The 24887-nt window shown below is 31.5% G+C and carries 21 protein-coding genes and 1 riboswitch; of the genes, 20 read left to right on the forward strand and 1 reads right to left on the reverse strand.

Going from position 1 to position 24887, the window contains the following annotated elements; genetic code table 11:
* The first annotated feature begins 8 nt into the window (after positions 1 to 8).
* The 3 genes from M2651_RS10820 (at position 9) to guaA (ending at position 3872) form a co-directional block, all read left to right on the forward strand.
* Positions 9 to 635 (forward strand): type IV pilus inner membrane component PilO, encoded by a 627-nt coding sequence (locus M2651_RS10820; RefSeq protein ID WP_252132369.1) that lies wholly within the window; start codon positions 9 to 11, stop codon positions 633 to 635.
* Between the two features lie 41 nt (positions 636 to 676).
* Positions 677 to 774: riboswitch (purine riboswitch) on the forward strand.
* An 85-nt stretch (positions 775 to 859) separates the two neighbouring features.
* A complete protein-coding gene (gene guaB, locus M2651_RS10825; RefSeq protein WP_252132370.1) occupies positions 860 to 2311 on the forward strand; it encodes an IMP dehydrogenase in 1452 nt (483 codons plus the stop codon).
* Positions 2312 to 2339: 28 nt separating this feature from the next.
* Positions 2340 to 3872: a glutamine-hydrolyzing GMP synthase gene (gene guaA, locus M2651_RS10830; protein ID WP_252132371.1), complete on the forward strand. Its 1533-nt coding sequence runs from the start codon at positions 2340 to 2342 to the stop codon at positions 3870 to 3872.
* A gap of 79 nt (positions 3873 to 3951) precedes the next feature.
* Here the strand turns inward: guaA and M2651_RS10835 are convergent, their stop codons facing one another.
* The gene (locus M2651_RS10835; protein ID WP_252132372.1) at positions 3952 to 4956 is read right to left on the reverse strand and encodes an NADH:flavin oxidoreductase; all 1005 of its coding nucleotides are present in this window, start codon (positions 4954 to 4956) and stop codon (positions 3952 to 3954) included.
* 125 nt (positions 4957 to 5081) lie between these two features.
* Between M2651_RS10835 and M2651_RS10840 the strand changes: the two genes are divergently transcribed.
* From M2651_RS10840 to M2651_RS10920, 17 genes are all read left to right on the forward strand, one after another.
* On the forward strand, positions 5082 to 5435 hold the full coding sequence (locus M2651_RS10840; protein ID WP_286207988.1) for a winged helix-turn-helix transcriptional regulator: 354 nt from the start codon (positions 5082 to 5084) through the stop codon (positions 5433 to 5435).
* Between the two features lie 257 nt (positions 5436 to 5692).
* Positions 5693 to 5965, forward strand: coding sequence for a type II toxin-antitoxin system Phd/YefM family antitoxin (locus tag M2651_RS10845; RefSeq protein WP_252132373.1), 273 nt, complete (start codon positions 5693 to 5695; stop codon positions 5963 to 5965).
* Positions 5952 to 6161 carry a type II toxin-antitoxin system RelE/ParE family toxin gene (locus M2651_RS10850; protein WP_252132374.1) on the forward strand — a complete coding sequence of 70 codons (210 nt, stop codon included), beginning with the start codon at positions 5952 to 5954 and terminating at the stop codon, positions 6159 to 6161. The genes M2651_RS10845 and M2651_RS10850 overlap by 14 nt, the downstream gene beginning before the upstream one ends.
* Positions 6162 to 6226: 65 nt before the next feature.
* Positions 6227 to 7371 (forward strand): IS3 family transposase gene (locus M2651_RS10855; protein WP_434062145.1). Its coding sequence is split into 2 segments (ribosomal slippage): positions 6227 to 6464 and positions 6464 to 7371, totalling 1146 coding nucleotides; the frame shifts between segments, so codons are not numbered across the junction.
* Positions 7372 to 7663: 292 nt separating this feature from the next.
* Positions 7664 to 9418 carry a sensor histidine kinase gene (locus tag M2651_RS10860; protein WP_252132376.1) on the forward strand — a complete coding sequence of 585 codons (1755 nt, stop codon included), beginning with the start codon at positions 7664 to 7666 and terminating at the stop codon, positions 9416 to 9418.
* Positions 9411 to 11072 carry a response regulator transcription factor gene (locus M2651_RS10865; protein WP_252132377.1) on the forward strand — a complete coding sequence of 554 codons (1662 nt, stop codon included), beginning with the start codon at positions 9411 to 9413 and terminating at the stop codon, positions 11070 to 11072. Before M2651_RS10860 ends, M2651_RS10865 begins: the two co-directional genes overlap by 8 nt.
* 129 nt (positions 11073 to 11201) lie before the next feature.
* The gene (locus tag M2651_RS10870) at positions 11202 to 12872 is read left to right on the forward strand and encodes an extracellular solute-binding protein (protein WP_252132378.1); all 1671 of its coding nucleotides are present in this window, start codon (positions 11202 to 11204) and stop codon (positions 12870 to 12872) included.
* A 171-nt stretch (positions 12873 to 13043) separates the two neighbouring features.
* Positions 13044 to 13943 (forward strand): ABC transporter permease, encoded by a 900-nt coding sequence (locus M2651_RS10875; RefSeq protein ID WP_252132414.1) that lies wholly within the window; start codon positions 13044 to 13046, stop codon positions 13941 to 13943.
* A 15-nt stretch (positions 13944 to 13958) separates the two neighbouring features.
* Positions 13959 to 14843, forward strand: a complete 885-nt coding sequence (locus M2651_RS10880; RefSeq protein ID WP_434062146.1) for a carbohydrate ABC transporter permease — start codon at positions 13959 to 13961, stop codon at positions 14841 to 14843.
* A 45-nt stretch (positions 14844 to 14888) separates the two neighbouring features.
* Positions 14889 to 17771: an alpha-L-rhamnosidase gene (locus tag M2651_RS10885; RefSeq protein ID WP_252132380.1), complete on the forward strand. Its 2883-nt coding sequence runs from the start codon at positions 14889 to 14891 to the stop codon at positions 17769 to 17771.
* Between the two features lie 67 nt (positions 17772 to 17838).
* The gene (locus M2651_RS10890; RefSeq protein WP_252132381.1) at positions 17839 to 18678 is read left to right on the forward strand and encodes an MBL fold metallo-hydrolase; all 840 of its coding nucleotides are present in this window, start codon (positions 17839 to 17841) and stop codon (positions 18676 to 18678) included.
* A gap of 240 nt (positions 18679 to 18918) precedes the next feature.
* A complete protein-coding gene (locus M2651_RS10895; RefSeq protein ID WP_286207989.1) occupies positions 18919 to 20877 on the forward strand; it encodes a BglG family transcription antiterminator in 1959 nt (652 codons plus the stop codon).
* A gap of 36 nt (positions 20878 to 20913) precedes the next feature.
* The gene (locus tag M2651_RS10900) at positions 20914 to 21222 is read left to right on the forward strand and encodes a PTS sugar transporter subunit IIB (RefSeq protein ID WP_252132383.1); all 309 of its coding nucleotides are present in this window, start codon (positions 20914 to 20916) and stop codon (positions 21220 to 21222) included.
* 83 nt (positions 21223 to 21305) lie between these two features.
* A protein-coding gene (locus tag M2651_RS10905; protein WP_434062145.1) for an IS3 family transposase occupies positions 21306 to 22450 on the forward strand; the annotation gives its coding sequence in 2 pieces (ribosomal slippage) (positions 21306 to 21543 and positions 21543 to 22450; 1146 coding nt in all).
* Between the two features lie 290 nt (positions 22451 to 22740).
* Entirely contained in the window at positions 22741 to 23046 is a 306-nt protein-coding gene (locus tag M2651_RS10910; protein ID WP_252132384.1) for a PTS sugar transporter subunit IIB, read from the forward strand.
* The gene (locus M2651_RS10915; protein WP_252132385.1) at positions 23047 to 23358 is read left to right on the forward strand and encodes a PTS sugar transporter subunit IIA; all 312 of its coding nucleotides are present in this window, start codon (positions 23047 to 23049) and stop codon (positions 23356 to 23358) included.
* Positions 23359 to 23520: 162 nt separating this feature from the next.
* Positions 23521 to 24798 carry a PTS sugar transporter subunit IIC gene (locus M2651_RS10920; protein ID WP_252132386.1) on the forward strand — a complete coding sequence of 426 codons (1278 nt, stop codon included), beginning with the start codon at positions 23521 to 23523 and terminating at the stop codon, positions 24796 to 24798.
* The last annotated feature ends 89 nt before the right edge of the window (positions 24799 to 24887 follow it).

Here is a 24887-nt window from a genome sequence, read left to right on the forward strand (position 1 = left end):
GCAAAGCCTTGAAAAATCTAAGCAAAAGAGAAAAAATAATGTTAATTACTGCAAGTGTGTTGCTAGTTTTATACGGCTATTTTAGATTGCTGCTGCTCCCTGTTATTACAGAAATTCAAGTTACTACTAAAAATATAAATAAATATACTGAGGAACTTAATTCTCAAAATTCTATTAAGTTAATAAGCCAGAATAATAAAAACCAATTAGAAGAGTTAAAAAGTAAAATACAAGAAACGCTTAAAGCTCTTCCGGAAAGTGAAAGAAATCCGGAAATTGCATATAAAGTAAAAGTATTAGGAGATAAAAGCGGGGTAGATATAGATTTTCTAAGTTTTGAAAGTGCTCAGATTGCAAAGCAGGATGAAAAAAACAGCTTGAATGAACTGGGAATTATTCAAGTGCCTTTAACTGTACAAGTTATTGGAGAATATAAAAACATATTAAATTTTATTAATTCCATAGAAAATGATAATAGAATTGCAGAAGTGGACAGAGTTGAAATAAGCGGTGAAGATAGCAAACTTAAGGCAAGTATAAGTTTTAGTTATCTTTATATGGAAGCTGAGAATAAAAAGGATGTACAATATGACTTTAACAAAGGAAATTATGGAAAAGAGGACCTGTTTAAATAAGTGTTGACAACCTCTCTATATTAAAATAAAATATAAATCAACAATGAAATAATTGATTAACTCGTATATCCCCTGAATATGGCAGGGAGTTTCTACCGGAAGCCGTAAATTTCCGACTATGAGTGAGTATTCATGTGTCTTTTAAGGCATGCTGATTTCACTTGTGGTTATTAGTGAAGTCCGTATGTTTTTTTATTTTATAGATTATGGAAGGAGTAGTAATTATGGCAAGAATACTAAAGCAGGCTTATACTTTTGATGATGTTTTATTGGTTCCAAACAAATCTGAAATACTGCCTAAAGATGTGTTACTAGGTACTAGTTTAACTAAAAAAATTAAACTTAATATTCCTTTAATGAGTGCAGGAATGGATACGGTAACTGAGTCAAAGATGGCTATTGCAATTGCAAGAGAAGGCGGTATAGGTATAATTCATAAAAATATGAGCATAGAAAGACAAGCAGCGGAAGTAGATAGAGTAAAGAGGCAGGAAAACGGAGTAATAACAGATCCTTTCTCATTATCTCCAGATAATACTATTGAAGAAGCTTTAGAACTAATGAGTAAATATAGAATTTCTGGTGTTCCTGTAACTGTTGAAGGTAAGCTTGTAGGGATAATAACTAACAGAGATATAGTTTTTGAAAAAGATTATACAAAAGCTATAAGTGAAGTTATGACTAGAGAAAAGCTTATTACTGCTCCGGAAGGAACTACTATGGAAGAAGCTAAAGAGATACTTAAAAAACATAAAATAGAAAAGCTTCCTTTAGTAGATGATGAAAATAACTTAAGAGGACTTATAACTATAAAAGATATTGAAAAAGCAATAAGGTTCCCCAATGCTGCAAAGGATGAAAGAGGAAGACTTCTTTGCGGAGCAGCTGTTGGTGTAACTAATGACATGATGGAAAGAGTTGAAGCTTTAGTTAAAGCCAATGTGGATGTAATAACGATAGATACTGCACATGGACATTCAAGAGGAGTTATAGAAGCTGTAAGAAAGATTAAAGAAATTTACCCAGAGCTTCAAATTATTGCAGGAAATGTTGCAACTGCAGAAGCTACAAGAGATCTTATTGAAGCAGGAGCAGACTGCATTAAGGTTGGAATTGGTCCAGGTTCTATATGTACAACAAGAGTAGTTGCAGGAGTAGGAGTGCCTCAGCTTACTGCTGTTATGGATTGCGTAGAAGAAGCTGAAAAGTATGGAATACCTGTAATTGCAGATGGCGGAATAAAATATTCCGGAGATGTAGTAAAAGCTTTAGCAGCTGGAGCAAAAGTTGTAATGATGGGTTCTCTTTTTGCAGGCTGTGAAGAGTCTCCAGGAGAAACAGAGGTTTATCAGGGAAGAAGCTATAAAGTATACAGAGGTATGGGTTCTCTTGGTGCTATGGCTTGCGGAAGCAAAGATAGATATTTTCAGGAAGGAAACAAAAAACTTGTGCCTGAGGGAATAGAAGGCAGAGTGCCATATAAAGGTTATGTAGCAGATACTATTTATCAGATAATAGGCGGATTACGTTCAGGTATGGGATATTTAGGAGCAAAAACTTTGGATGATTTATATAAAACTGCAACTTTTGTTGTACAGACTGCTTCAGGTTTGAGAGAAAGTCATCCTCACGATATAGTTATAACAAAAGAAGCACCAAATTACAGCATAAACTAAAAATGAGCAATGCTATCAGGAGGAACTTATGAACAAAGAACTTATATTAGTTATAGATTTTGGAGGGCAATATAACCAGCTTATAGCAAGAAGAGTAAGAGAATGCGGAGTTTACTGCGAAATCGTGCCTTACAGCTATTCTATAGAGAAGATTGCTGATAAAAATCCAAAAGGAATTATATTTACCGGAGGACCTAATAGTGTTTATGAACAGGGAGCTCCAAGGATAGATCCTAAGGTTTTTGAATTAGGTGTGCCAGTACTTGGTATTTGTTATGGTCATCAGCTTATGACTTATACTTTAGGCGGAGAAGTAAAAAGTGCACATACAAGAGAGTACGGAAAGACAAATATAACTTTAAATAATGAGTGCAGCCTGTTTGAAGGAATAGAAAGCAGCAATAGCTGCTGGATGAGTCATACAGACTATGTTTCAAAGGCTCCCGCTGGATTTGAGGTAGTTGCAAGTACTGCAGACTGTGCTATTGCAGCTATGGAAAACAGAGAAAAGAGATTCTATGGTGTTCAGTTTCATCCAGAGGTTGAGCATACTCCTTTTGGACAAAATATGATTAGAAACTTTTTATACAATGTGTGCAAGGTTCAAGGGGATTGGTCTATGTCCTCCTTTGCAGAAGATAAAATAAAGGAAATAAAAAATCTTGTTGGAGATAAAAAGGTTATTTGTGCTCTTTCAGGAGGAGTTGACTCTTCCGTAGCTGCAGTGCTTGTTCATAAGGCAGTAGGAAAGCAGCTTACCTGTATATTTGTTGATCATGGTCTTCTAAGAAAAGATGAGGGAGATCAGGTTGAAAAGATTTTTAAAGAACAGTTTGACATGAATTTAATCAGGGTAAATGCTCAGGAAAGGTTTTTAGGAAAACTGAAAGGTGTAAGCGAACCTGAAAGAAAGAGAAAGATAATCGGAGAAGAATTTATAAGAGTTTTCGAAGAAGAAGCAAATAAGCTTGGTGAAATAGACTTTTTAGTTCAAGGTACAATTTATCCGGATGTAGTTGAAAGCGGAACAGATACCTCTGCTGTTATAAAGAGCCATCATAATGTTGGAGGTCTCCCAGAGGATATGAATTTATCTCTTATAGAGCCACTAAGAGAGCTATTTAAGGACGAAGTAAGAAGAGTAGGAGAAGAAATTGGAATACCTCACCATTTAGTATGGAGACAGCCTTTTCCAGGTCCTGGGCTTGCTATCAGAGTTTTAGGTGAAGTAACTGAAGAAAAACTTCATATAGTAAGAGAAGCAGACGCTATTTTTAGAGAAGAAGTTGCTAATAACGGACTTGAAGGAAAGATATGGCAGTACTTTGCCTGCCTTCCAAACATCCAATCTGTTGGAGTTATGGGAGATGAAAGAACTTACTGTCATACTGTAGCTTTAAGAGCTGTAACAAGCTCAGACGGCATGACTTCTGACTGGGCTAGAATTCCATATGAAGTTTTAGATATTGTATCCAGAAGAATTGTTAACGAAGTTAAAGGAGTTAACAGAATAGTATATGACGTAACAAGCAAGCCACCTGCTACTATTGAGTGGGAATAGGATATATAAAGTTCGCAAGCCTTATAAAATAAGGGTTTGCGAACTTTTCTTTTATGATGTGATTCTAATAAGATTTTACTTAATTTTTAGAAAGTATTGCATTCTTTGCCCATTCTGAATTTTTTAGTATTGCTCGACCAACACCGATTAAATCAGCTTTTTTATTGGTTAATAGCCTTTCTGCAGTTATGGCTTCTACAATTCCACCAGTCAATATAACTGGGATAGAAACATTTTTTTTGATTGCCTCGGACAACTCACTAAAATAGCCCTGTTCTTTTACTTCAGGATGGGTATATCCACAAAATCCACCTGAGATATCTATTAAATCTATTCCAGCTATTTCAAATTTTTTTACGGCAAGAATACTATCAGATATTGTGGTTCCACCATTCATATAATCACAAGCACCTAGGCGTAAAGCAACAGGATATTCATTTCCAACAGTGTTACGAATAGCTTTGATAATTTGCAAATGAAGTTTTATTCTTCCATCGATAGTGTTTCCACTGTACTCATCGTTACGTTTGTTTGTTAATGGAGAGAAAAATTGATTTAATAAATAACCATGTGCAGAATGAATTTCAATGCCGTCAAATCCAGCTTTTTTAGCTCTCGTAGCAGCATAGGCAAAATCAGTAATAACTTTATCAATATCCGCCTTTGTCATTTCTTTAGGCAAGAGTTTCTTATCGGTTGCCCTTGGTAATTTGATGGAACTTGCACTTAAAGGAGCATATCCAGTAATCTCCTCTTCTGTTGCTCCGCCAGCGTGACTGATTTGCGCCATAACCTTTGTGTTGTTTTTATGTATAATTGATACTAATTTTGTTAGTCCCTCAATATCATCATCATTTGATATAGACAGTTGTCCTTTACTGGCCTTCCCCTCTAGACTAACATAGCTATGCTCTGTAATGATTAAACCTATATAGCCTCCTTTTGATTTTTCGGCATAATAATCGCAAAGTTGTTCTGTAACTTTTCCATCACTTCTTGCTTTAGCTGTTGCCATCGGTGGCATAACAAGCCTATTATGAAGCTTCATACTTTTAATGCTAATTGATGTATTAAGTATGCCCATTTAGATTCCTCCTAAATAATCACAAAATTTTATATTTAGCTTGGCATTATTATGATAGCATGATATACTTAATTTGATAAGAACATACTTTTATGATAGATACTATCAAAAAGGAGAGCTGTGGTATGATACAGGCAACAATGAGTTGTGAAGAAAAAGAAGTTAATGTGCGTCCATTTGCTTATGCTATTTCATTAATTAACGGTAAATGGAAGATGCACATTTTGTTTTGGCTTTGGAAAAGAGAAATTTTAAGGTACAGTGAACTAAAGCGAGCCTTAGGCAAAGTAACACATAAAATGTTAAGTAATCAATTAAAAGAACTTGAAGAAGATGGTCTTGTCATTAGAAAAGAGTATCCCCAAGTACCTCCAAAAGTTGAGTATTATTTGTCTGAAACAGGAAAATCACTTATGCCAATTCTAAGCGCTGTTTGTAAATGGGGTAACGAGCATGTTCCTGAAAATTGGAATATATAGCAGTATTTTTATTATTTCACATTTTTAAACTTATGTAAATTTAATTTTGATAAATGTAACTGTAATTCATTGTATTTAAATATAAATAGATTTATAATATTGGCACTTGAATTTTTAAAAATAAAAGTGCTTTTTTATTATAGTATGAAAAGTATTAATTTTCGTACAAATGAAATTGAAAGTTAATTTTCAAAACTTGTTGATAGTTTAGCATAATTATGATAAAATTATGCTAAACTAATTAAGGGGTGAATATAATGCCACATATCAGACCAGTTTCAGATTTAAGAAATAATTTTGCTGATATTTCAAGGGTTGTCCATGAAACTGCCGAACCAGTATTTTTAACCAAGAATGGTTATGGGGATATGGTTGTAATGAGTATGGAAGCTTATGAAAGGCTTAAGCTTGATATTTTGATTTATGAAAAGTTAAAAGAAGCTGTATTGGAAGCAAAATCAACAGATGTAAGATATGATTTTGATGAGGTTTCAAAAGAAATGAGGGAGAAACTTATTGAAAAACTATAAGATTAAAATGCTTCCTGCTGCAAAGGTTGATTTGGGAGATATGATTGATTATTTGTCACAATTCTACCCAAGCACAGCTTTAAAACAATATGATAGAATCATAGAAAAAATTAATGCATTGAAAGAATTCCCATTTATGCATGAGGAATATCCAGTTGATGTGATTGGCTTTAGATACAGAAAGATGTGGTGTTAGTATAATATTGTAGACATAGAAAGCCGAACACTTTAAAATAAAGAAAAGAGAAGGAAGTGTTTACAATGGCAAGAGGTCAAAAGCAATATACAGAAGAATTCAAAAATACAATAGTACATCTTTATAATTCTGGTAAGAGCTTAGCAGAGTTAAGCAGTGAATATGCCCTATCAAAATCAACAATATCAGGATGGATAAAGAAAAATAATCCTATAGTTATGGATAAAGATACAACTATAACGATGGCTGAATATCAAGCTATGTTAAAGAAGAATAAACAACTTGAAGAGGAAATAGAAATATTAAAAAAAGCTATGGGCATATTCGCAAGGAAGTAACTACTGTATTTGAGTTTATCACTAACAATAAGAAATATCATGACATTAAGCTTATGTGTAAGGTTTTAAAAGTGTCTAGAAGTTCCTATTATAAATATCTAAATAAAAAACCTAGTAATAGAGAATTAGAGAATGCAAAGATAGAGAAAGAAATCATAAATATACACAAAGCCAGCAAAAAACGTTATGGTGCTGTTAAAATAAATGAATCACTAAAAGCATTGGGGATAAATATTAGTTTAAAGAGAACCCAACGTTTGATGAGAAAATTGGGGATAAAATCTATAATAATAAAAAAATACAGGCCAACATCATCAAAAAGTAAAATAAAAGAGCAAGAAAACGTTTTAAAAAGAGATTTTAATGCTACTACTATCAATGAAAAATGGGTAACAGATATTACCTATATCCACACAATTAAAGACGGTTGGTGCTATTTAGCATCAGTTATGGATTTATATAGCAGAAAAATTATTGGTTACGCCATGTCAAAGTCTATTGATACAACCCTTGCATTGCAAGCTGTGAAAAATGCTATTAAGCTTCAAAAGCCAAACAAACCGTTGATCCTGCATAGTGACTTAGGCTGTCAATATACAAGCTCTGCTTTTAAAGAATATATAAATAGCATTAAAATAATTACCCACTCTTTTAGTGGTAAAGGATGTCCCTATGATAATGCTTGCATTGAGTCTTTTCATGCCTCTTTAAAAAAAGAAGAAGTTCATCTTGTTAATTATTTTGATTATGATGCCGCAAGGCTTGCTGTATTTGAATATATAGAAGCTTGGTATAACAGAAAAAGGATACACAGTAGTATTGGATATTTAACTCCTCAAAAATGCGAAGATTTAGCTAGAAAAATTGCATAAAAGGTTCAACTTTTTGTGTCTAATATATTGACATAGATCCACAATTGAATGGATGAAAAAATGTATTAATCTTTGTCATAGCAGGAATGATTCGTAGTTGTTTTTGAAATATTTAGCAGTTTATTATAAATAAAAATGCCACCTATTGATTGAAATTATACAATGTGTGGCATTTTTTTATTTATAATACAATTGAGTTTTTAGATTTATTAAAACGTGTTATAATTCAATATTATATTAAAATTCTGAAAGTAAATTAATACATTAAAACTTGATTTAAGCGGGGATTAATATGTTATATAGAAGAAAAATGTTTCAAAATTCAATATTTTCACGATTAATAATTACTTTTTTAGTTATTCTTCTTCCTGTTTATTTGTTAAGTGCAGCAATACATAAGTGGGGTGTAGCAATTATCAGAACTCAGATAATTAACTCCATGAAATCACAAATGGATTATCATAAAATTATTTTTGAGAATGAACTTGATAGAATATTAAACTTACAATATGAGTGTTTATCTGATCAGGAGCTTTTAGAACTTGCAAATTTTTCACAGGAAATATTCAATTTTGATATAGCTAAATCAATTAACAGGCTTCAGAATAGATTATATACATTAAAAAACAGCAGTATTTATATTGAGAATGTAAAAGTGATTATTCCGTTAATTGAAAAAACTATTTCTTCTGAAAATGGTGTTTCTGCTATATCAGATAAAGATAAAGATATTATTAATTCTTTTTCGGATAATAATATATCTAAGTTAGAGAGTGAAAATAACATATTGTTTTCAAGAATAAGAAATAATTCATTTGATAATAAAAATATAAAACCTCGCTTTGTTCTGCAGGTTCAATTATCTAACAGCATGCTTCAAAATACTTTTAAAACTTTCAATTCTTACGATGGAAGCGGAGCATTAATTTTTTATCCTAATAAAAATTATCTTCTTACTACTTTAAATGATTATGAAATTACAAATCAAATAACAGAAGTAATAACTAAGAATAATGAAGTTTTGGATAATTATAATCGAACAATCAGCATAGGGAAAAACAAGTATATAGTTTTTTATAAAAAATTAAGTTCTAAAAATATTTGGATTGCTTCATATATTCCGGAAAAACAAGTGTTTTTACCTTTAAACAAGTATAAATATTTATTATGGATTTTTACTATAATATCTATGTTTATTATTGCTATTTTTTCTTTTTCAACACATAAATTTCTTCAAAGACCGTTAAAAAAGCTTGTAAAATCTTTTCAGCGTGTTGAAGCAGGAGAAATAAAATTTACCATTAAACATAATGCAAACGATGAATTTCAGTATTTATATACAAGATTTAATGCGATGCTGGAATATATTAATAATCTTATAGAGCAGGTGTATACACAAAAAATTATGAACCAGAAAGCTGAGTTAAAACAGCTGCAATCTCAGATTAATCCTCATTTTTTATTTAATAGTTTTTTTATATTGCAAAGAATGATACAGGGAGATGACAAGGAAAATGCAGTAAAGTTTTGTAGGTTTCTTGGGCAGTATTTTCAATATGTAACAAGAAATGCAAAAGATGAAATGCCGCTCTATAAAGAAATTGAACATGCAAGAAATTATTTAGAAATTCAAGCCATACGTTTTTCAAACATATCCATTAAGTTTGAAGAATTGCCAAAAAAATATGAAAATTTCCTTGTTCCAAGGCTCATATTACAGCCAATTATAGAAAATGCATTTGAACATGGATTTAATAAAAAAGCAAATGAAAGACTTATATATATTGGATTTAAGGAAACTATAGAGGGATTATACTGTATTGTTGAAGATAATGGAAATAACGTTGATGAAGAAGAGCTGAGCAAACTAAATAAATACTTTTCGGAAGATAATTCAGGGGAGGTAGAAAGTACAGGGCTTCTTAATATAAACAAGAGAATAAGATTAAAGTTTGGCGGCAGCAGTGGTTTATCAGTTTCACGAGGAGAAATGGGCGGATTTAAAGTAGTAATTTTTTTCGAGAATAAGGAGGAATACAATGTATAGACTTTTAATTGTTGACGATGAACCTTATATAGTAGATTGGATTTATGAACTTTTTGTACAAAATGAGGAATTGGAGCTTGATATTTACAGGGCATATTCTGGGCTAGAGGCACTGGATTTACTTAGAAGAGCTAAAATTGACATAGTAATGACTGACATAAATATGCCGGATATGAATGGATTGCAGCTTTTTAAAGAAATTAAAGATTGCTGGCCAATGTGTAAAGTAATTTTTCTTACTGCCTACAATGAATTTGAGTATGCTCATATAGCAAATAAGGGAGGAGTTACATATCTTTTAAAAACAGAAAGCGATGATGAAATAATTAATGCAGTAAAAAAAGCAGTGAATGAAATAGATAGTATTATAAGGCAGGAAGAATTAATAAAAAGAGCAAAAATACAATTAGACAAAGCTCTTCCAATTATGCAAAGGGAATTTCTGCTGGAAAAACTAAAGGGAAATGATGTTTTACATATATCTCAAGAGCAGTTGGATGAATTAAATATTAATTTGTGTGAAAATGATGAAATTCTCATTTTAATGGGAAGGTTTGATAATTGGTTTTTACAAAGACAGGCAAAGGATAAAATGAAACAATATGCAATAATAGAAGCAATAATTGAGAATTTCTTTTCACCATTTCTTAATTATGCATATATTCAACTTGATAACTCTATAATGGTGTGGATGATTCAGCCTAAAAAACAAAAGATTGAAAGCGAAAATAAAACTGACCTGTGGCATAAAACTGCTATTTATGTTAAAGGTTCACTTGACTCAATTCAGGAGCAATGTATAAAAAGTGTTAAATGTTCTTGTTCATTTGTTATAGACAGTAAAACTTGTTCCTGGAATGAGCTGCCGCAAAGGTTTTTATCGCTGCTTATGGTGATGAATTACGGTGGTATTAAAAGCAATGGAGCAATTCTTACTAAGATACATGAAGCTGATGAGGTCGATAATCAGCTAGATAAGTATTCTTATTGTATGCGTGAGGTTGGAGCATGGATTAACAGGATACATGATTTGGAAAAATTTTTGGTTAGCGGACAGCGTAAAGAGTTTTATAGTCTATTTGCTGAGTTTAAAGAAAATCTTATTCCGATAATTAAAACACATTCCAATCTTAGAACTGAAGTGTACTTTTCTATTTCTCTCTTATTTTTAAATTATATTAACCGCAATGAAAATTTAATGGAAAAATTAGCTGTACATTCTGAAATTTCCAATCTAATGAATATAAATTGCAGCATACCTTTCGTGAAAGTATTCGAAACTTTTGAGAAAATCGCTGATATAATATTTCTTTATCAAAATGATAGTAACGAAAAAAGAGATAACTTATTAATAAGTACTATTCACAAATATATTGAAGAAAATCTAGATAAAGATGTATCTTTGGTTGCATTAGCAGAAGTAGTTTATCTTAATCCAGCCTATCTTTCACGTGTTTATAAGCAGGTTACTGGAGTTAATTTATCTGACTACATTTATAATATTAGATTAAGTAAAGCTAAGAAAATGTTAAAAGATAGCAATCTTAAGGTTCACGATATAGCAAGAGCTGTAGGTTTTGAATCTGTAGCCTATTTTATAAGAGCTTTTAAAAAGGGCACAGGTATGACTCCGCAGGAATATCGAGAATATTAATATGTTATCATTTACATAAAGAAGTAAATATAAGTCAATAGAAGTAAAAATCTTATTATATAAAGAGATGATATAGAAATATATAATAAAGTTGTAAACGAAATCAAAATATAGATAAGGGGGAAAATTATGAAAACTACAAAAATCAGACTTCTTATATCGCTTGTTCTTTCATTTACATTAGTTAGTTCTGTTTTGTCAGGGTGCAGCTCAAAAAGCACAAATGCTGACAGTAATAAAGAGACACAGGTTTCTAAGGGAGATGGGGAGCCGCTTGGTAAATACAGTCCTGAACTTAATGTAACAGTAGCTAATTTTATGGATAGTACAGTTAAATTCCCACAGGGACAGTCAAATACAGATAACGTATGGACTAAAGCTTATAAAGATAATTTAGGTATTAATGTAAAAACTTTATGGGTTGTTGATACTCAGCAGTTCGAGCAGAAAATGAATGTAACTATAGCATCAGGTGATCTGCCAGATATTTTTCCTGTAACAGGTAAGCAGTTGAGTCAATTGGTAGAATCAGGAAGTATAGAAGACCTTTCAAGTGTTTATGATAAATATGCTTCTGATTTGACAAAAGATATTTATTCACAGGACAAGCAGTTGTTTGAACTTGGAAAAAGGGATGGCAAGTTATATGGTTTGCCAAACACAGGAGGTTCTTCAGCTCTTGACACTCCTCAAATGCTCTATATAAGGGAAGACTGGAGAAAGAAGCTGAACCTGCCTGAACCTAAAACAATAGATGACTTTTTTAAAATTGCAGATGCTTTCACAAATCAAGACCCAGATGGCAATGGCAAAAAGGATACTTATGCTTTAGCATTACATAAGTATGTTGCAGGAGCTCCATTACAAGGTTTTGCTGATTTGCAGGGGCTTGCAAATGCCTTTCATGCATATTTAACAACATGGATAAAGGATGATTCAGGTAAGATAGTATATGGAAGTATACAGCCAGAAGTAAAAGTGCTTCTGCAAAAGCTTCAGGACATGTATAAAAATGGTCAAATAGATAAAGAATTTTCTATTAAAGATATGGCAAAGGCAACAGAAGGGGTTGTTGCTGGCAAAGTTGGTATGGAATTTGGTATGATGTGGAATCCGTTTTTTCCTTTACAGTCTAGTATTGTAAATGATAAAAATACAGAATGGAAGGCATATCCAATACCAACATCAGACGGAAAACCGGTTAAAGTCAGTACATCTGTTACAACTCAAAATTTCTGGGTTGTAAAAAAAGGTTTTAAAAATCCTGAAGCAGTAGTAAAAATGCTTAACTTATTTACAGAAAAATTCTGGGGTAAAACTGCAGATAATAATCTGGCAAATGGCGATGGTGTTGATTTTGTACCTTTCAAATATGCTCTTCCGCAAGCTTGGCCTGCAAAGAAGAATGTAAATATACACAATAATATTGTTACAGCATTAAAAAGTAATGATGCTTCAAAGTTAAATCCAGAAGAAAAAGGTTATTATGACAAGATACAGGCATACTTGAAAAATGGTGATGTACAAGCAGGATGGGGAACTAATGCCATATTTGGAGAAAATAGTACCTATGATGTAATCAATTATTATATAAATAACAACATGTATTTATACAACGAATACAATAATATTCCTACGCCTTCAATGGTAGATAAAGGCTCCACACTTGATAAGATGGAAAACGAAACTTTTATTAAAATCATTATGGGAGCTCCTATTGATGAATTTGATAAATTCGTTGAAAACTGGAATAAGTTAGGTGGAGATGCAATTACAAAGGAATTAAACGAAGCAAAATAATTCTAAGAGAAGAGAGAAGGTGTATAAAACTTAAATTCCTTCTCTCTATTTTATACTGTTATAAATTTACTAATACTGTTTACTGTAATAAGAAGGAGGTTAAAAATGCAGAATACAAAAAATTTAGAAACTTCAATATATTCTTCTGAGACTAAAAGAAAATTTACTAAAATGCCTAGAAGAAAAGATTTAAGGGAATTGCCATATCATTTGATGCTGCTGCCTTGTGTAATTATTGTTATTTTAATGAACTATGTGCCAATGTTCGGAATTGTTATGGCTTTTCAGAAATATGTTCCTACAAAAGGTATCCTTGGGTCTAAGTTCGTGGGATTAGATAATTTTAAATATATAATCAATATGCCGGATACTCTTCAAGTATTATTTAATACTGTTTTTATTTCATCAATGAAAATAGTTTTAGGAATTATTGTACCAGTTACGGTTGCTCTTCTTTTAAATGAAGTAAGAATTACCTTTTTGAAAAGAAGTATACAGACAATTATATATTTACCACATTTTCTATCATGGATTGTTCTTTCTGGAATTTTGATTGATATATTATCTCCAAGTACTGGTATAGTAAATACTATGCTTAAAGCTCTTGGTTTTGAGCCTGTATTCTTTCTTGGAAATGAAAAGGTATTTCCATATGTACTGGCTTTGTCTGATACATGGAAGGAATTTGGATTTGGTACTATTGTATATTTAGCAGCTTTAACAGGAGTAGATCCTACGTTATATGAAGCTGCAATTGTTGACGGTGCCAGCCGATGGAAACAAACCCTGCACGTTACACTGCCTTCCATAATGTATGTGATTATTTTGACAACGGTTTTAAGTCTAGGTAATGTTTTAAATGCTGGTTTTGATCAGGTATTTAATTTATATTCACCTGCGGTTTATAAAACAGGAGATATTATTGACACAATGGTGTACAGGCTTGGTATTGTGGATGCCCGATTTAGTATAGCTACAGCAGTAGGTCTATTTAAATCAATTGTATCTTTCATATTTATTGCTGGTTCTTATAAATTGGCATATAAATATGGAGATTATCGAATTTTCTAGATAAAAGAGGTGACAGTGTTGAAAAATAAAACATTAGGAAGTAAGTTATTCACTATTTTAAATATTACAATATTAGTTATTTTGGCCGTATTATGTCTTCTTCCTTTATTAAATGTACTTGCTATATCATTTAGCTCTGCTTCTGCAGCTGCCACAGGCAACATAAAATTGTGGCCGGTTGATTTTACCTTAGCATCATACAAATATGTACTTTCTAAGAAAGAATTTTTGACAGCTTTATGGGTATCAGTAAAAAGACTTTTTCTAGGAGTATCAGTAAATATGATACTAACCATTTTAGCTGCTTACCCTTTATCAAAGGATAAAACTAGATTTAGACACAGATCTATTTATACATGGTTTTTCATAATTACAATTTTATTTAATGGTGGTTTAATTCCTGGGTATATGACTATGAAAACCTATGGATTGTTAGATTCAATTTGGGCATTAGTACTACCTTCAGCAGTGCCGGTTTTTAACATTATTCTTCTTATGAATTTCTTCAGAGAATTACCAATAGAAATAGAAGAAGCTGCATTTATAGATGGTGCAGGTCCATGGACTAGTCTGTGGAAGTTATATTTGCCTCTGTCAAAACCTGCCTTAGCTACTCTTGTTTTATTTGCTGCAGTAGCACACTGGAACAGCTGGTTTGACGGATTACTCTTTATGAATAATCCAAATCATTATCCGCTGCAAAGTTATCTTCAGACTGTAATAATAAACAGGGATATGTCTGTGATGTCTGCCAGCACATTAAAAGAATTAGCTGCAATTTCTGACAGAACTGCAAAAGCAGCTCAGGTTTTTATAGGTGCTGTTCCAATACTTCTTGTATATCCATTCCTGCAAAGATATTTTACTAAGGGATTAGTTTTAGGTAGTGTAAAAGGATGATATATTTCATTAATTAATCATAAAATAAATTTAAAGGAGTCTTTTATGAGGATAGATAGATTAAGAGCTAATCATTTTGAAAATCCCCTTGGATATGACTTAAGTGATTTGAGTTTATCCTGGGTGGTGGAGGATACAAAGGCAAAGAAACAGGAAAGTGCGGAAGTTATAATTAGCAAATGTGCTGATTTTACTTGTGAAGCTATTGTTTATGAAAGTGGAAAATTAAAAGAAGCTGACAGCCGTTCCTTCAGGCCGGGTATAGTATTAGAGCCATGTACACGCTATTATTGGAAGGTTAAAGTAACAGGAGATAATGGTGAAACAGCAGAAAGTGAAACAGCTTTCTTTGAAACGGGTAAGCTTAAGTATGAATGGAAAGGAATTTGGATTACATCGGATTTAGATAAGGATATTCATCCTTATATGAGAAAAACCTTCGAGATTGATGGTAAAATTAAGAAAGCCAGAGTTTATGCTTCTGCAGCTGGTATTTATGAGATTGAAATTAACGGAGAGAAGATTTCCGATGAATATCTGCTTCCAGGTTATCATGTTTACGACCGTTGGATGCAATATCAAACTTTTGATGTTACAAATTATCTGAAAGAAGGAAAGAATGTAATAGGAGCTATGCTTGGAAAGGGCTGGTTTTCTGGACGTTTTGGCCTGGCTGGACTAGAAAATACTTATGGAGATAGAATGGCATTGATTTGTGAACTGGTTATAACAAAAGAAGATGGCAGTCAGGTTGTGATTGCTACTGATGATACTTGGAAATCTTATAGAAGTCCGGTTTTATCTAGTGGAATTTATGATGGAGAACATTATGATGCAAATTTAGAAATATCAAATTGGTCAAAAGAAACCTGTGATGATAACAGCTGGTCAGGTGTAAAACCTATTAAATTAAAAATTGGACCTATGAGTGAGCGGTTAAGTCCACCTATTGTAAAACATGAAGTTTTTAAGCCGGTTGAAGTAATTCATACTCCAAAAGGTGAAACGGTTCTGGATTTTGGACAAAATATGACAGGGTGGGTTGAATTTGATATATGCGTTACAGAAGGTACTAGAGTTTATTTGCAGTTTGGAGAGCTTCTGCAGGGTGGATGTTTCTATCGTGATAATTTAAGAAGTGCAAAAGCAGAGTATGAGTATATTTCTAATGGAAAACCAGCTCATGTAAGACCTCATTTTACTTATTACGGATTCCGTTTTGTAAAAGTTGAAGGCATTTCAGTAAATCCACAGGATTTTACTGCATATGCAATTCACTCTAAGATGGATGAGATTGGAGAGATTAAAACTTCTGATGATAGAGTAAATCAACTGATAAAAAATGCAAAATGGGGTCAGAAAGATAACTTTTTAGATGTGCCGACTGATTGTCCACAAAGGGATGAACGGTTAGGTTGGACAGGAGATGCTCAGGTATTTGCTGGTACAGCAAGTTTTTTTACAGATACTTCAGCATTTTATAATAAGTATATGAGAGATCTAAGAGAAGAACAACAATTGCTTGAAGGTTCAGTGCCAGTAATAATTCCAAGGGTTAGAAATCAGAGAGAAGTAGGATCAGGACATGGCTCTTGTGCATGGGGAGATGTGGCAACAGTACTTCCATGGACTGTATACTTGTTTTATGGAGATAAATCAATGCTTGCAAAGCACTATGATTCAATGAAAGACTGGGTAAATTATATTATAAGGCAAGATGAAAAAGATGGAGGAAAACGTCTTTGGCAGACAGGATTACATATTGCAGACTGGCTTGCACTTGATAATCCTGATCCAAGCGATATATTTACTGGAGGCACTGATCAGTATTATGTTGCATCTGCATACTACTATTATTCAGTGAAATTAACTGCAGACGCAGCAGAATCACTTGGAAAAACGGAAGATGCTATATATTATAGAAAGCTTCAAAATGAGATTAAGGAAGCCTTCTTAAGAGAGTATATTACACCAAATGGAAAGCTTGCCGTAGATACTCAGACAGCTCATGTATTAGCTTTATTTATGGATTTAGTTCCTGAAAAATATCGTGTTCGTATTGCAGAAAGATTAAAAGCTAAGATAGTGAATAAAGGAATGCATCTTGATACGGGATTTGTAGGAACTGCCTATTTATGTCGAGCACTTTCAGGTGCAGGTGCAAATGATTATGCATATAAATTATTGATTAATGATGATTTTCCAAGCTGGTTATATCAAGTAAAGATGGGAGCAACTACGATTTGGGAAAGATGGAATTCTGTAAATCCAGATGGATATGTCAGCAGTACAGGTATGAACAGCATGAACCATTATGCCTATGGTTCAGTGGTAGAATGGATTGCTCGAGATGTGTGCGGCTTGAATCCAGTGCTTTCGGAACCAGGGTTTAAGAAAGCTCTTATCAAACCACAGCCATTTGGATATTTAAAGAATGCTTATATTTGTTATAAATCAGCATCAGGAACATATGTAAGCAGTTGGAATATATTGGAAAACGGAAGAGTGCAATATGAGTTTCAGGTGCCATTTAATTGCGAAGCAGAGATTATTCTGCCAGATGCAAAACTTAAAGAAATAATTATTACAGGAACAAAACCATTGGAAATAAAAGAGCAGAATGATAAGGTTATATTAAAGGTAGAGGCTGGAAAGCTTAATGTATCATATATGCCAGTATGCAATTATTTTCCCCATTTTAGTCTGAATAGTCCATTAAAAGATGTACTTGAAAGTGAAACTGGAAGTGCAATTCTTCGTAAGTACTTTGGGAATAATTTAGAAGGTATAAATAAATTTCCAGGTTTAATAGAAAGTTTAAAAAATAAGCCGTTAACAGCAGATCCTATATTTGGAGTGCTGTCTAATCTTAGTGAAAATCAGATAGCAAAATTAGCTAGTGAATTATCTGAGTGCCGAATTTGTTAGAGAGTAACTATTTTCATAATATAATTTAAAATTTAAAAGTTTAATTATGTAGAAAATGAGGTAGAATATGGAGAAATTAAAATATTTTAAGTCTGAAAAAATTTCAGAAAGAATTACTAGAATTACTGGTTTAACTGGTGAATTAATGTATTTAGTTGAAGGAAAAAATAAAGCTGTTCTTATAGATACTGGAACTGGTATTGGAAATTTAAAGAAATATGTTGAAAAACTTACTCAAAAACCGGTTATTGTTTTATTAACCCATGGTCATGTTGATCATGCTATGGGGGCATCAGCTTTTGAAGAGGTTTATATGAATCCAGCAGATAAGAATGTTTATATGGAACATAGCGATATTTCTGTTCGCATGGAATATCTGAAAATGTTTCTTGGTGAAAATTTTAAAAAGGTAAAAGAAGAAGACTATATACCTGCTGCATCCAGCTATAGTTTTAAACCTCTTTTACCAGGTAATAGCTTTGAGCTTGGAGGAATAACTTTGGAAATTTATGGTGGAGCAGGACATACACCTGGAATGATCACTATTTTATTTGTAGAAGAGAGAACATTATTATTAGGTGATGCTTGCAATTTCTTTACATTTCTTTTCGATAAAAATTCGCTTGATTTAATTACTTATGAGAAAAACCTGAAAGAATTGGATAATCAGACTAAAGGGCGTTATGATAAAGTTTATTTATCACATGGAGATGGCGATGCTTCAAAAGATATGATACAGTCAGTTATTAAAGTTTGTGAAGATATTAAATCAGGCAAGAGTGATGATATACCTTTCAATTTTTTAGGAGAGACAGCATATATTGCAAAGGCTGTAGATGTAAATATGGCGCGTATAGATGGAGGACTAGGTAATATAGTGTACAGTAAAGAGAAGGTTCATAAATAGAAATAAATTGTTTATTTAATTATAGTATATTAGAGATATTATGCTGCAATGTATAATACTTATAGTTATATAACTTATTAGCTCAAACTATTTTTAGTTAAAATTAAAAATAGTTTGAGCTTTTTAGTTTTGTTCTAAAGCATTGCCGCACTGTTGCGGCAAAACTTTGGCTGAAAATTTAGATGAAATTACTAAAATAATAATATATAATACACGTATAGGCAGGTGAGGTGTAAGTATATGACTGATAAACGTTTTCTAAAATTATTTAAATTACTTTCTAATAGCCGGACTCCAATGAAAAGTGAAGAGATATGCGAAAAGTTAGGCATTGCTCCAAGAACATTAAGAAGTGATTTAAAAAAATATAAGTCCACATTTTTAGAAAATGGAGTTAAACTAATATCAAAGCCAGGTGTTGGGTATTATTTTGACATTTTTGATGAAGACTTATACTTCAGATTTATACAAAGTATTATAAAAAAGGAAACTTATGAACAGCATTTAATTCCAGTTTACCCAGAAGAGAGAATTAATTATATAATAAAGTTATTATTAAGTACAGATAGTTATATAAAAATTGAAGATTTAGAAGAAGAACTTTTTGTTAGTCGTTCAACATTGACAAATGATTTGAAAGAAGTTAGAGAAAGACTTGAATATTATCAGTTAGGAATTGAAAATAAGCCAAATTACGGAATGAAGATTATAGGGAAAGAATTTAATAAAAGAGCATGTATTTCAAAATATTATTTTTATATAGATTCGTATGATGATGTTGTATTAAATACAGAAAAAAAGGAACATAAAGAAATAATTAAAAATTTATTATATGATACAATTACTGAAAATAATTTTACACTGACAGATATAGGATTTCAAAATCTTGTAATACATATAATGATTGTATTAATGAGAATAGATAAAGCAATAGAAGATGATACAATAGAGTCTGTTTATAAAAATCTAGAAGATGAAAAAGAATTTGAAATAGCATGCTCTCTTGTAAATAAATTAGAGAATGAATTTAAAGTCAAGTTTCCTAAAAAAGAAGTATATTATATTACTATTCATTTGTTAGGTAAAAAAGCAATGCAGAATAGTGAAGAAGAATTAATAATTAATCAGGAAATTCAAGATTTATTAAATTATATATTTAATGAGATAAAACAGCATTTTCAGCTAGATTTCTCACAGGATTTTGAGCTGTTTACATTTTTAGCATTGCATTTTCAACCAATGATGAATCGTTTAAAATATGGACTGTATATTGAAAATCCATTAATTGATCAAATAAAGAACGAGAACCGGTTAGCTTTTGAAATATCTCTTTATGTTGCAAATATCATTAAAGAGAAAACAACCTATGATGTTAATGTTCACGAAGTAGGATATATGGCATTACATTTTGCTTTAGCGATAGAAAGATTTCATGAAAAAACTAAAAGTAAAAATATAATTGTTGTATGTGCTAGTGGAGCCGGCAGTTCACAAATTTTATTGTATAAATTAAAACAAAAATTTAAAAATTACATTAACAATATAAAAGTAGCAAAACTATATGAGCTATTAGAAATAGATCAAAGTAAGTTTGATTTTATAATATCTACTGTTCCTATTACTTTTAAAACTAAAATTCCTGTTATTAATGTACAATATTTTTTAACAGAAGAAGATATAGATTTAGTGAGGAATATATTTACTGAAAAAGAAATTGAATATTCTTTTATAAATAAATATTTTAAGGATGAATTATTTTTTTCAGACATAAGAGGAAACACAAAAGAAGAAATAATAAAATATATGTGTGATGAAATCAATAAAGTCATAGAAATTCCTGAAGATTTTTATCAGTTAGTTATGGAAAGGGAGGAAATGGCTTCTACGGAGTTTGGTAATAATGTTGCTCTGCCTCATCCAATTAAACCTGTAACTGATACAACCTTTGTAGCAATAGGAATGTTACAAAAAGCAATAAAATGGCATAAGCAGCCAGTGAAGTTTGTATTTTTAATTAGTACAAAAAAAGATAGTGAAGAGTCTTTTAGTTTATTCATTGAAAGTGTAACTGCTTTAGTATTTAATAAAAATGCAATGCTTAAATTAGAAAAAGAACCGAATTTAATTACATTAAAAGAAATTTTAAAAGAAATGGCAGTTCAGGAAAAAGAAAATACTATTGATAATTTATTTAAATAAAGAATGGATAATTTAAAGCATAAAGGGAGAATTAACATGAAAATAATTTTATGCTGTTCTCAGGGAATGTCATCAAGTATATTTGTCAGAGCTATGCGACAAGAGATAAAAAAGCAGAATTTAGATTACACTATAGCTTCTATAGGTATATTTGAATTATCAAAATATATAGATAAAGCCAATATAGTGCTGCTTGCTCCTCAGGTTAAGTATGCTTTTAAGAATATTTCTGAAATGAGTAAAGCGTATAATATTCCTACTGTTTTAATTAATGAAACTGATTATGGAATGATGAATGTAAAAAAAATTTTGAAAATTATACGAGATGAAAATAATAATAAATAATAGTAACAATGGTGTTAGTATAATATTGTAGACATAGAAAGCCGAACACTTTAAAATAAAGAAAAGAGAAGGAAGTGTTTACAATGGCAAGAGGTCAAAAGCAATATACAGAAGAATTCAAAAATACAATAGTACATCTTTATAATTCTGGTAAGAGCTTAGCAGAGTTAAGCAGTGAATATGCCCTATCAAAATCAACAATATCAGGATGGATAAAGAAAAATAATCCTATAGTTATGGATAAAGATACAACTATAACGATGGCTGAATATCAAGCTATGTTAAAGAAGAATAAACAACTTGAAGAGGAAATAGAAATATTAAAAAAAGCTATGGGCATATTCGCAAGGAAGTAACTACTGTATTTGAGTTTATCACTAACAATAAGAAATATCATGACATTAAGCTTATGTGTAAGGTTTTAAAAGTGTCTAGAAGTTCCTATTATAAATATCTAAATAAAAAACCTAGTAATAGAGAATTAGAGAATGCAAAGATAGAGAAAGAAATCATAAATATACACAAAGCCAGCAAAAAACGTTATGGTGCTGTTAAAATAAATGAATCACTAAAAGCATTGGGGATAAATATTAGTTTAAAGAGAACCCAACGTTTGATGAGAAAATTGGGGATAAAATCTATAATAATAAAAAAATACAGGCCAACATCATCAAAAAGTAAAATAAAAGAGCAAGAAAACGTTTTAAAAAGAGATTTTAATGCTACTACTATCAATGAAAAATGGGTAACAGATATTACCTATATCCACACAATTAAAGACGGTTGGTGCTATTTAGCATCAGTTATGGATTTATATAGCAGAAAAATTATTGGTTACGCCATGTCAAAGTCTATTGATACAACCCTTGCATTGCAAGCTGTGAAAAATGCTATTAAGCTTCAAAAGCCAAACAAACCGTTGATCCTGCATAGTGACTTAGGCTGTCAATATACAAGCTCTGCTTTTAAAGAATATATAAATAGCATTAAAATAATTACCCACTCTTTTAGTGGTAAAGGATGTCCCTATGATAATGCTTGCATTGAGTCTTTTCATGCCTCTTTAAAAAAAGAAGAAGTTCATCTTGTTAATTATTTTGATTATGATGCCGCAAGGCTTGCTGTATTTGAATATATAGAAGCTTGGTATAACAGAAAAAGGATACACAGTAGTATTGGATATTTAACTCCTCAAAAATGCGAAGATTTAGCTAGAAAAATTGCATAAAAGGTTCAACTTTTTGTGTCTAATATATTGACATAGATCCACAATATAGCTGTTTTTATTTTAAAAATTCAATAAGAGATATTAAGTATTATAGAAAATTAGCCATGAACTTTTTACTATAAAAAAGAATGGCTAATTTTATTTTTTGAATAACATTAACTTTCTCATATAATAAAATGCCGCATTTAAGTGGCAATATATTCAGTTAATATTTGACTTGCGGCATTTTATAATAAGAATATGAAAAAAATATTATTAGAAGTAAAAGCACAAAGAGGGAGGTAATAACAATGAGAAAAATAGTATTATTATGTAATGCGGGAATGTCTACAAGTGCTTTAGTAACAAAAATGAGACAGGCAGCAGAAAAAATAGGTTATGAATGTGAGATAAATGCATATGCAGCTGGAGAAGCCTCGAAAGTTAAAGATGGTGCTGATATAGTGCTTTTAGGGCCACAAGTTAAGTATTTGCTAAATAAGGTAAAAGAAGAAGTAAAGCCAATTCCAGTAGAAGTTATTGATATGATGGCATATGGAATGATGGATGGTGCAAAAGTTATTAATAGAGTAAAAGAAGTGTTAGGAGATAAGTAGATGGAAGGAATGGAATTAATAAGTTTTCAGATAATTTCTGCAGTAGGAACAGCAAGAAGCTTATATATTGAAGCAATTCAAGAAGCAAAAAAAGGTAACTTTGAAAGAGCAGAGGAGCTTATAAAAGAAGGTTCAGAGATTTTTCTACAGGGACACCATGCTCATACTCAATTAATTCAACAAGAAGCAAATGGGCAAGTGGTTGTACCAACATTAATGTTGATGCATGCAGAAGATCAGCTAATGAGTGCAGATGGTTTTAAAATAATTGCAGAAGAAATTATTGAAGTTTATAAAAATACAAAAAAGTAATTATGTTAATTATTTTATATGTCTGTACTAAGTATAGTGTAATAAAAAACTGCTTTTCAATTTATATAATTGCAAAGCAGTACAGATGTAAAAATGATTTGAGGATACAGTAGGTAAATTAATTAATAAAAATATTATTATTTTAAAATAGGGGGAAAGTATATGGCTATTAATTTAGAAAAAGTACAAGAAAAAATACAACCTTTAACAGCAGCGATCGGACAAAATAAGTATTTGCAGGCAGTAATGAAGGGCATGATGTTGATATTACCAGCTACAATAATGAGTGCCTTTGCAACTTTACTTAAAATATTTCCAATACCAGCATATCAAAATTTTATTAACAGTAATGGATTAGGAAAATATTTCGATGTGCCTATAAATTTTACAAATAACTTTATGGCGGTACTAGTTTCATTTGCGGTAGCTTATGCATTAGCTACAGCTTTTGAAGTTGATGCATTCCCAGCTGGATTGATATCCATGGTATCATTCTTTATTCTTACACCTTATACCCTCGGAGAAATGGGTCCCCTTGGGCAAGCGTTTAGTATTCCTAATCAATGGTTAGGTGCTATGGGATTATTTACCGGAATGATTGTTGCATTCGTAAGTACCAGGTTATTTGTAGCTATTACTAAAAAAGGATTAATTATAAAAGTTCCTGACAGTGTTCCGGAATTTATTGCTAAATCCTTTTCAAGTTTAATCCCAGGTATTATAATACTTACATTGTTTACAATTATATCAGCAATACTAAGCAATACTAGTTATGGAAGTATACATGCATTAATTTATAGATTTTTACAAACACCTTTAACTTCGTTAGGTTCAGGTATTGGATCTGTTATTATAGTTGCTATATTAGCTCAGTTCTTATGGTTCCTTGGACTTCATGGGCATGCTGTTACCCTAGGTGTAGTAGCACCGATATGGTTTGCAATGGATGCGCAGCAACTTGCTGCATTTTCAGCAGGGCAAACATTACCTAATATTACAGGGTTTGCTTTTTTCATGACTTATTCAGCAGGAAATTTACTACCATTTGCAATTATGTTAGCATTTATGTCTAAAAGTGCTAGGTATAAGACATTAGGTAAAGTTGCTGTTGTTCCGGCAATATTCACAATTGGTGAACCACTAGCTTATGGTGCTCCTTTAGTAATGAATTTTGTTTTCGCATTACCTTATATATTATTGGATGGTGTTATTTTAGGATTAGCTTATTTCTTAACAGTTATTGGAATTCTTCCGCCAGTAGGTGGTGTAAGTACACCAGCAGGTACACCAGTATTTCTTTCAGGACTTATACAAGGCAGCTGGAAAATTGCGGCGTTTCAAGTTGTAGCATTTGCAATTAGATTTGTATGTTGGTATATCTTCTTTAAGGTTGCTGACAATATGGCAGTAGAGGAAGAAAGAAAAGCAGAAACAGTATAAAGTAATTTGTAAATAAGTTCTTGTCTTATCTTATACATGTTTTAATTTAGATAAGATAAGAACTTTCTATATTTAAGTGTTTAGTAAAG

This window comes from Clostridium caldaquaticum (assembly GCF_023806125.1).
GTDB classification, from domain to species: Bacteria; Bacillota; Clostridia; order Clostridiales; family Clostridiaceae; genus Clostridium_AT; species Clostridium_AT caldaquaticum.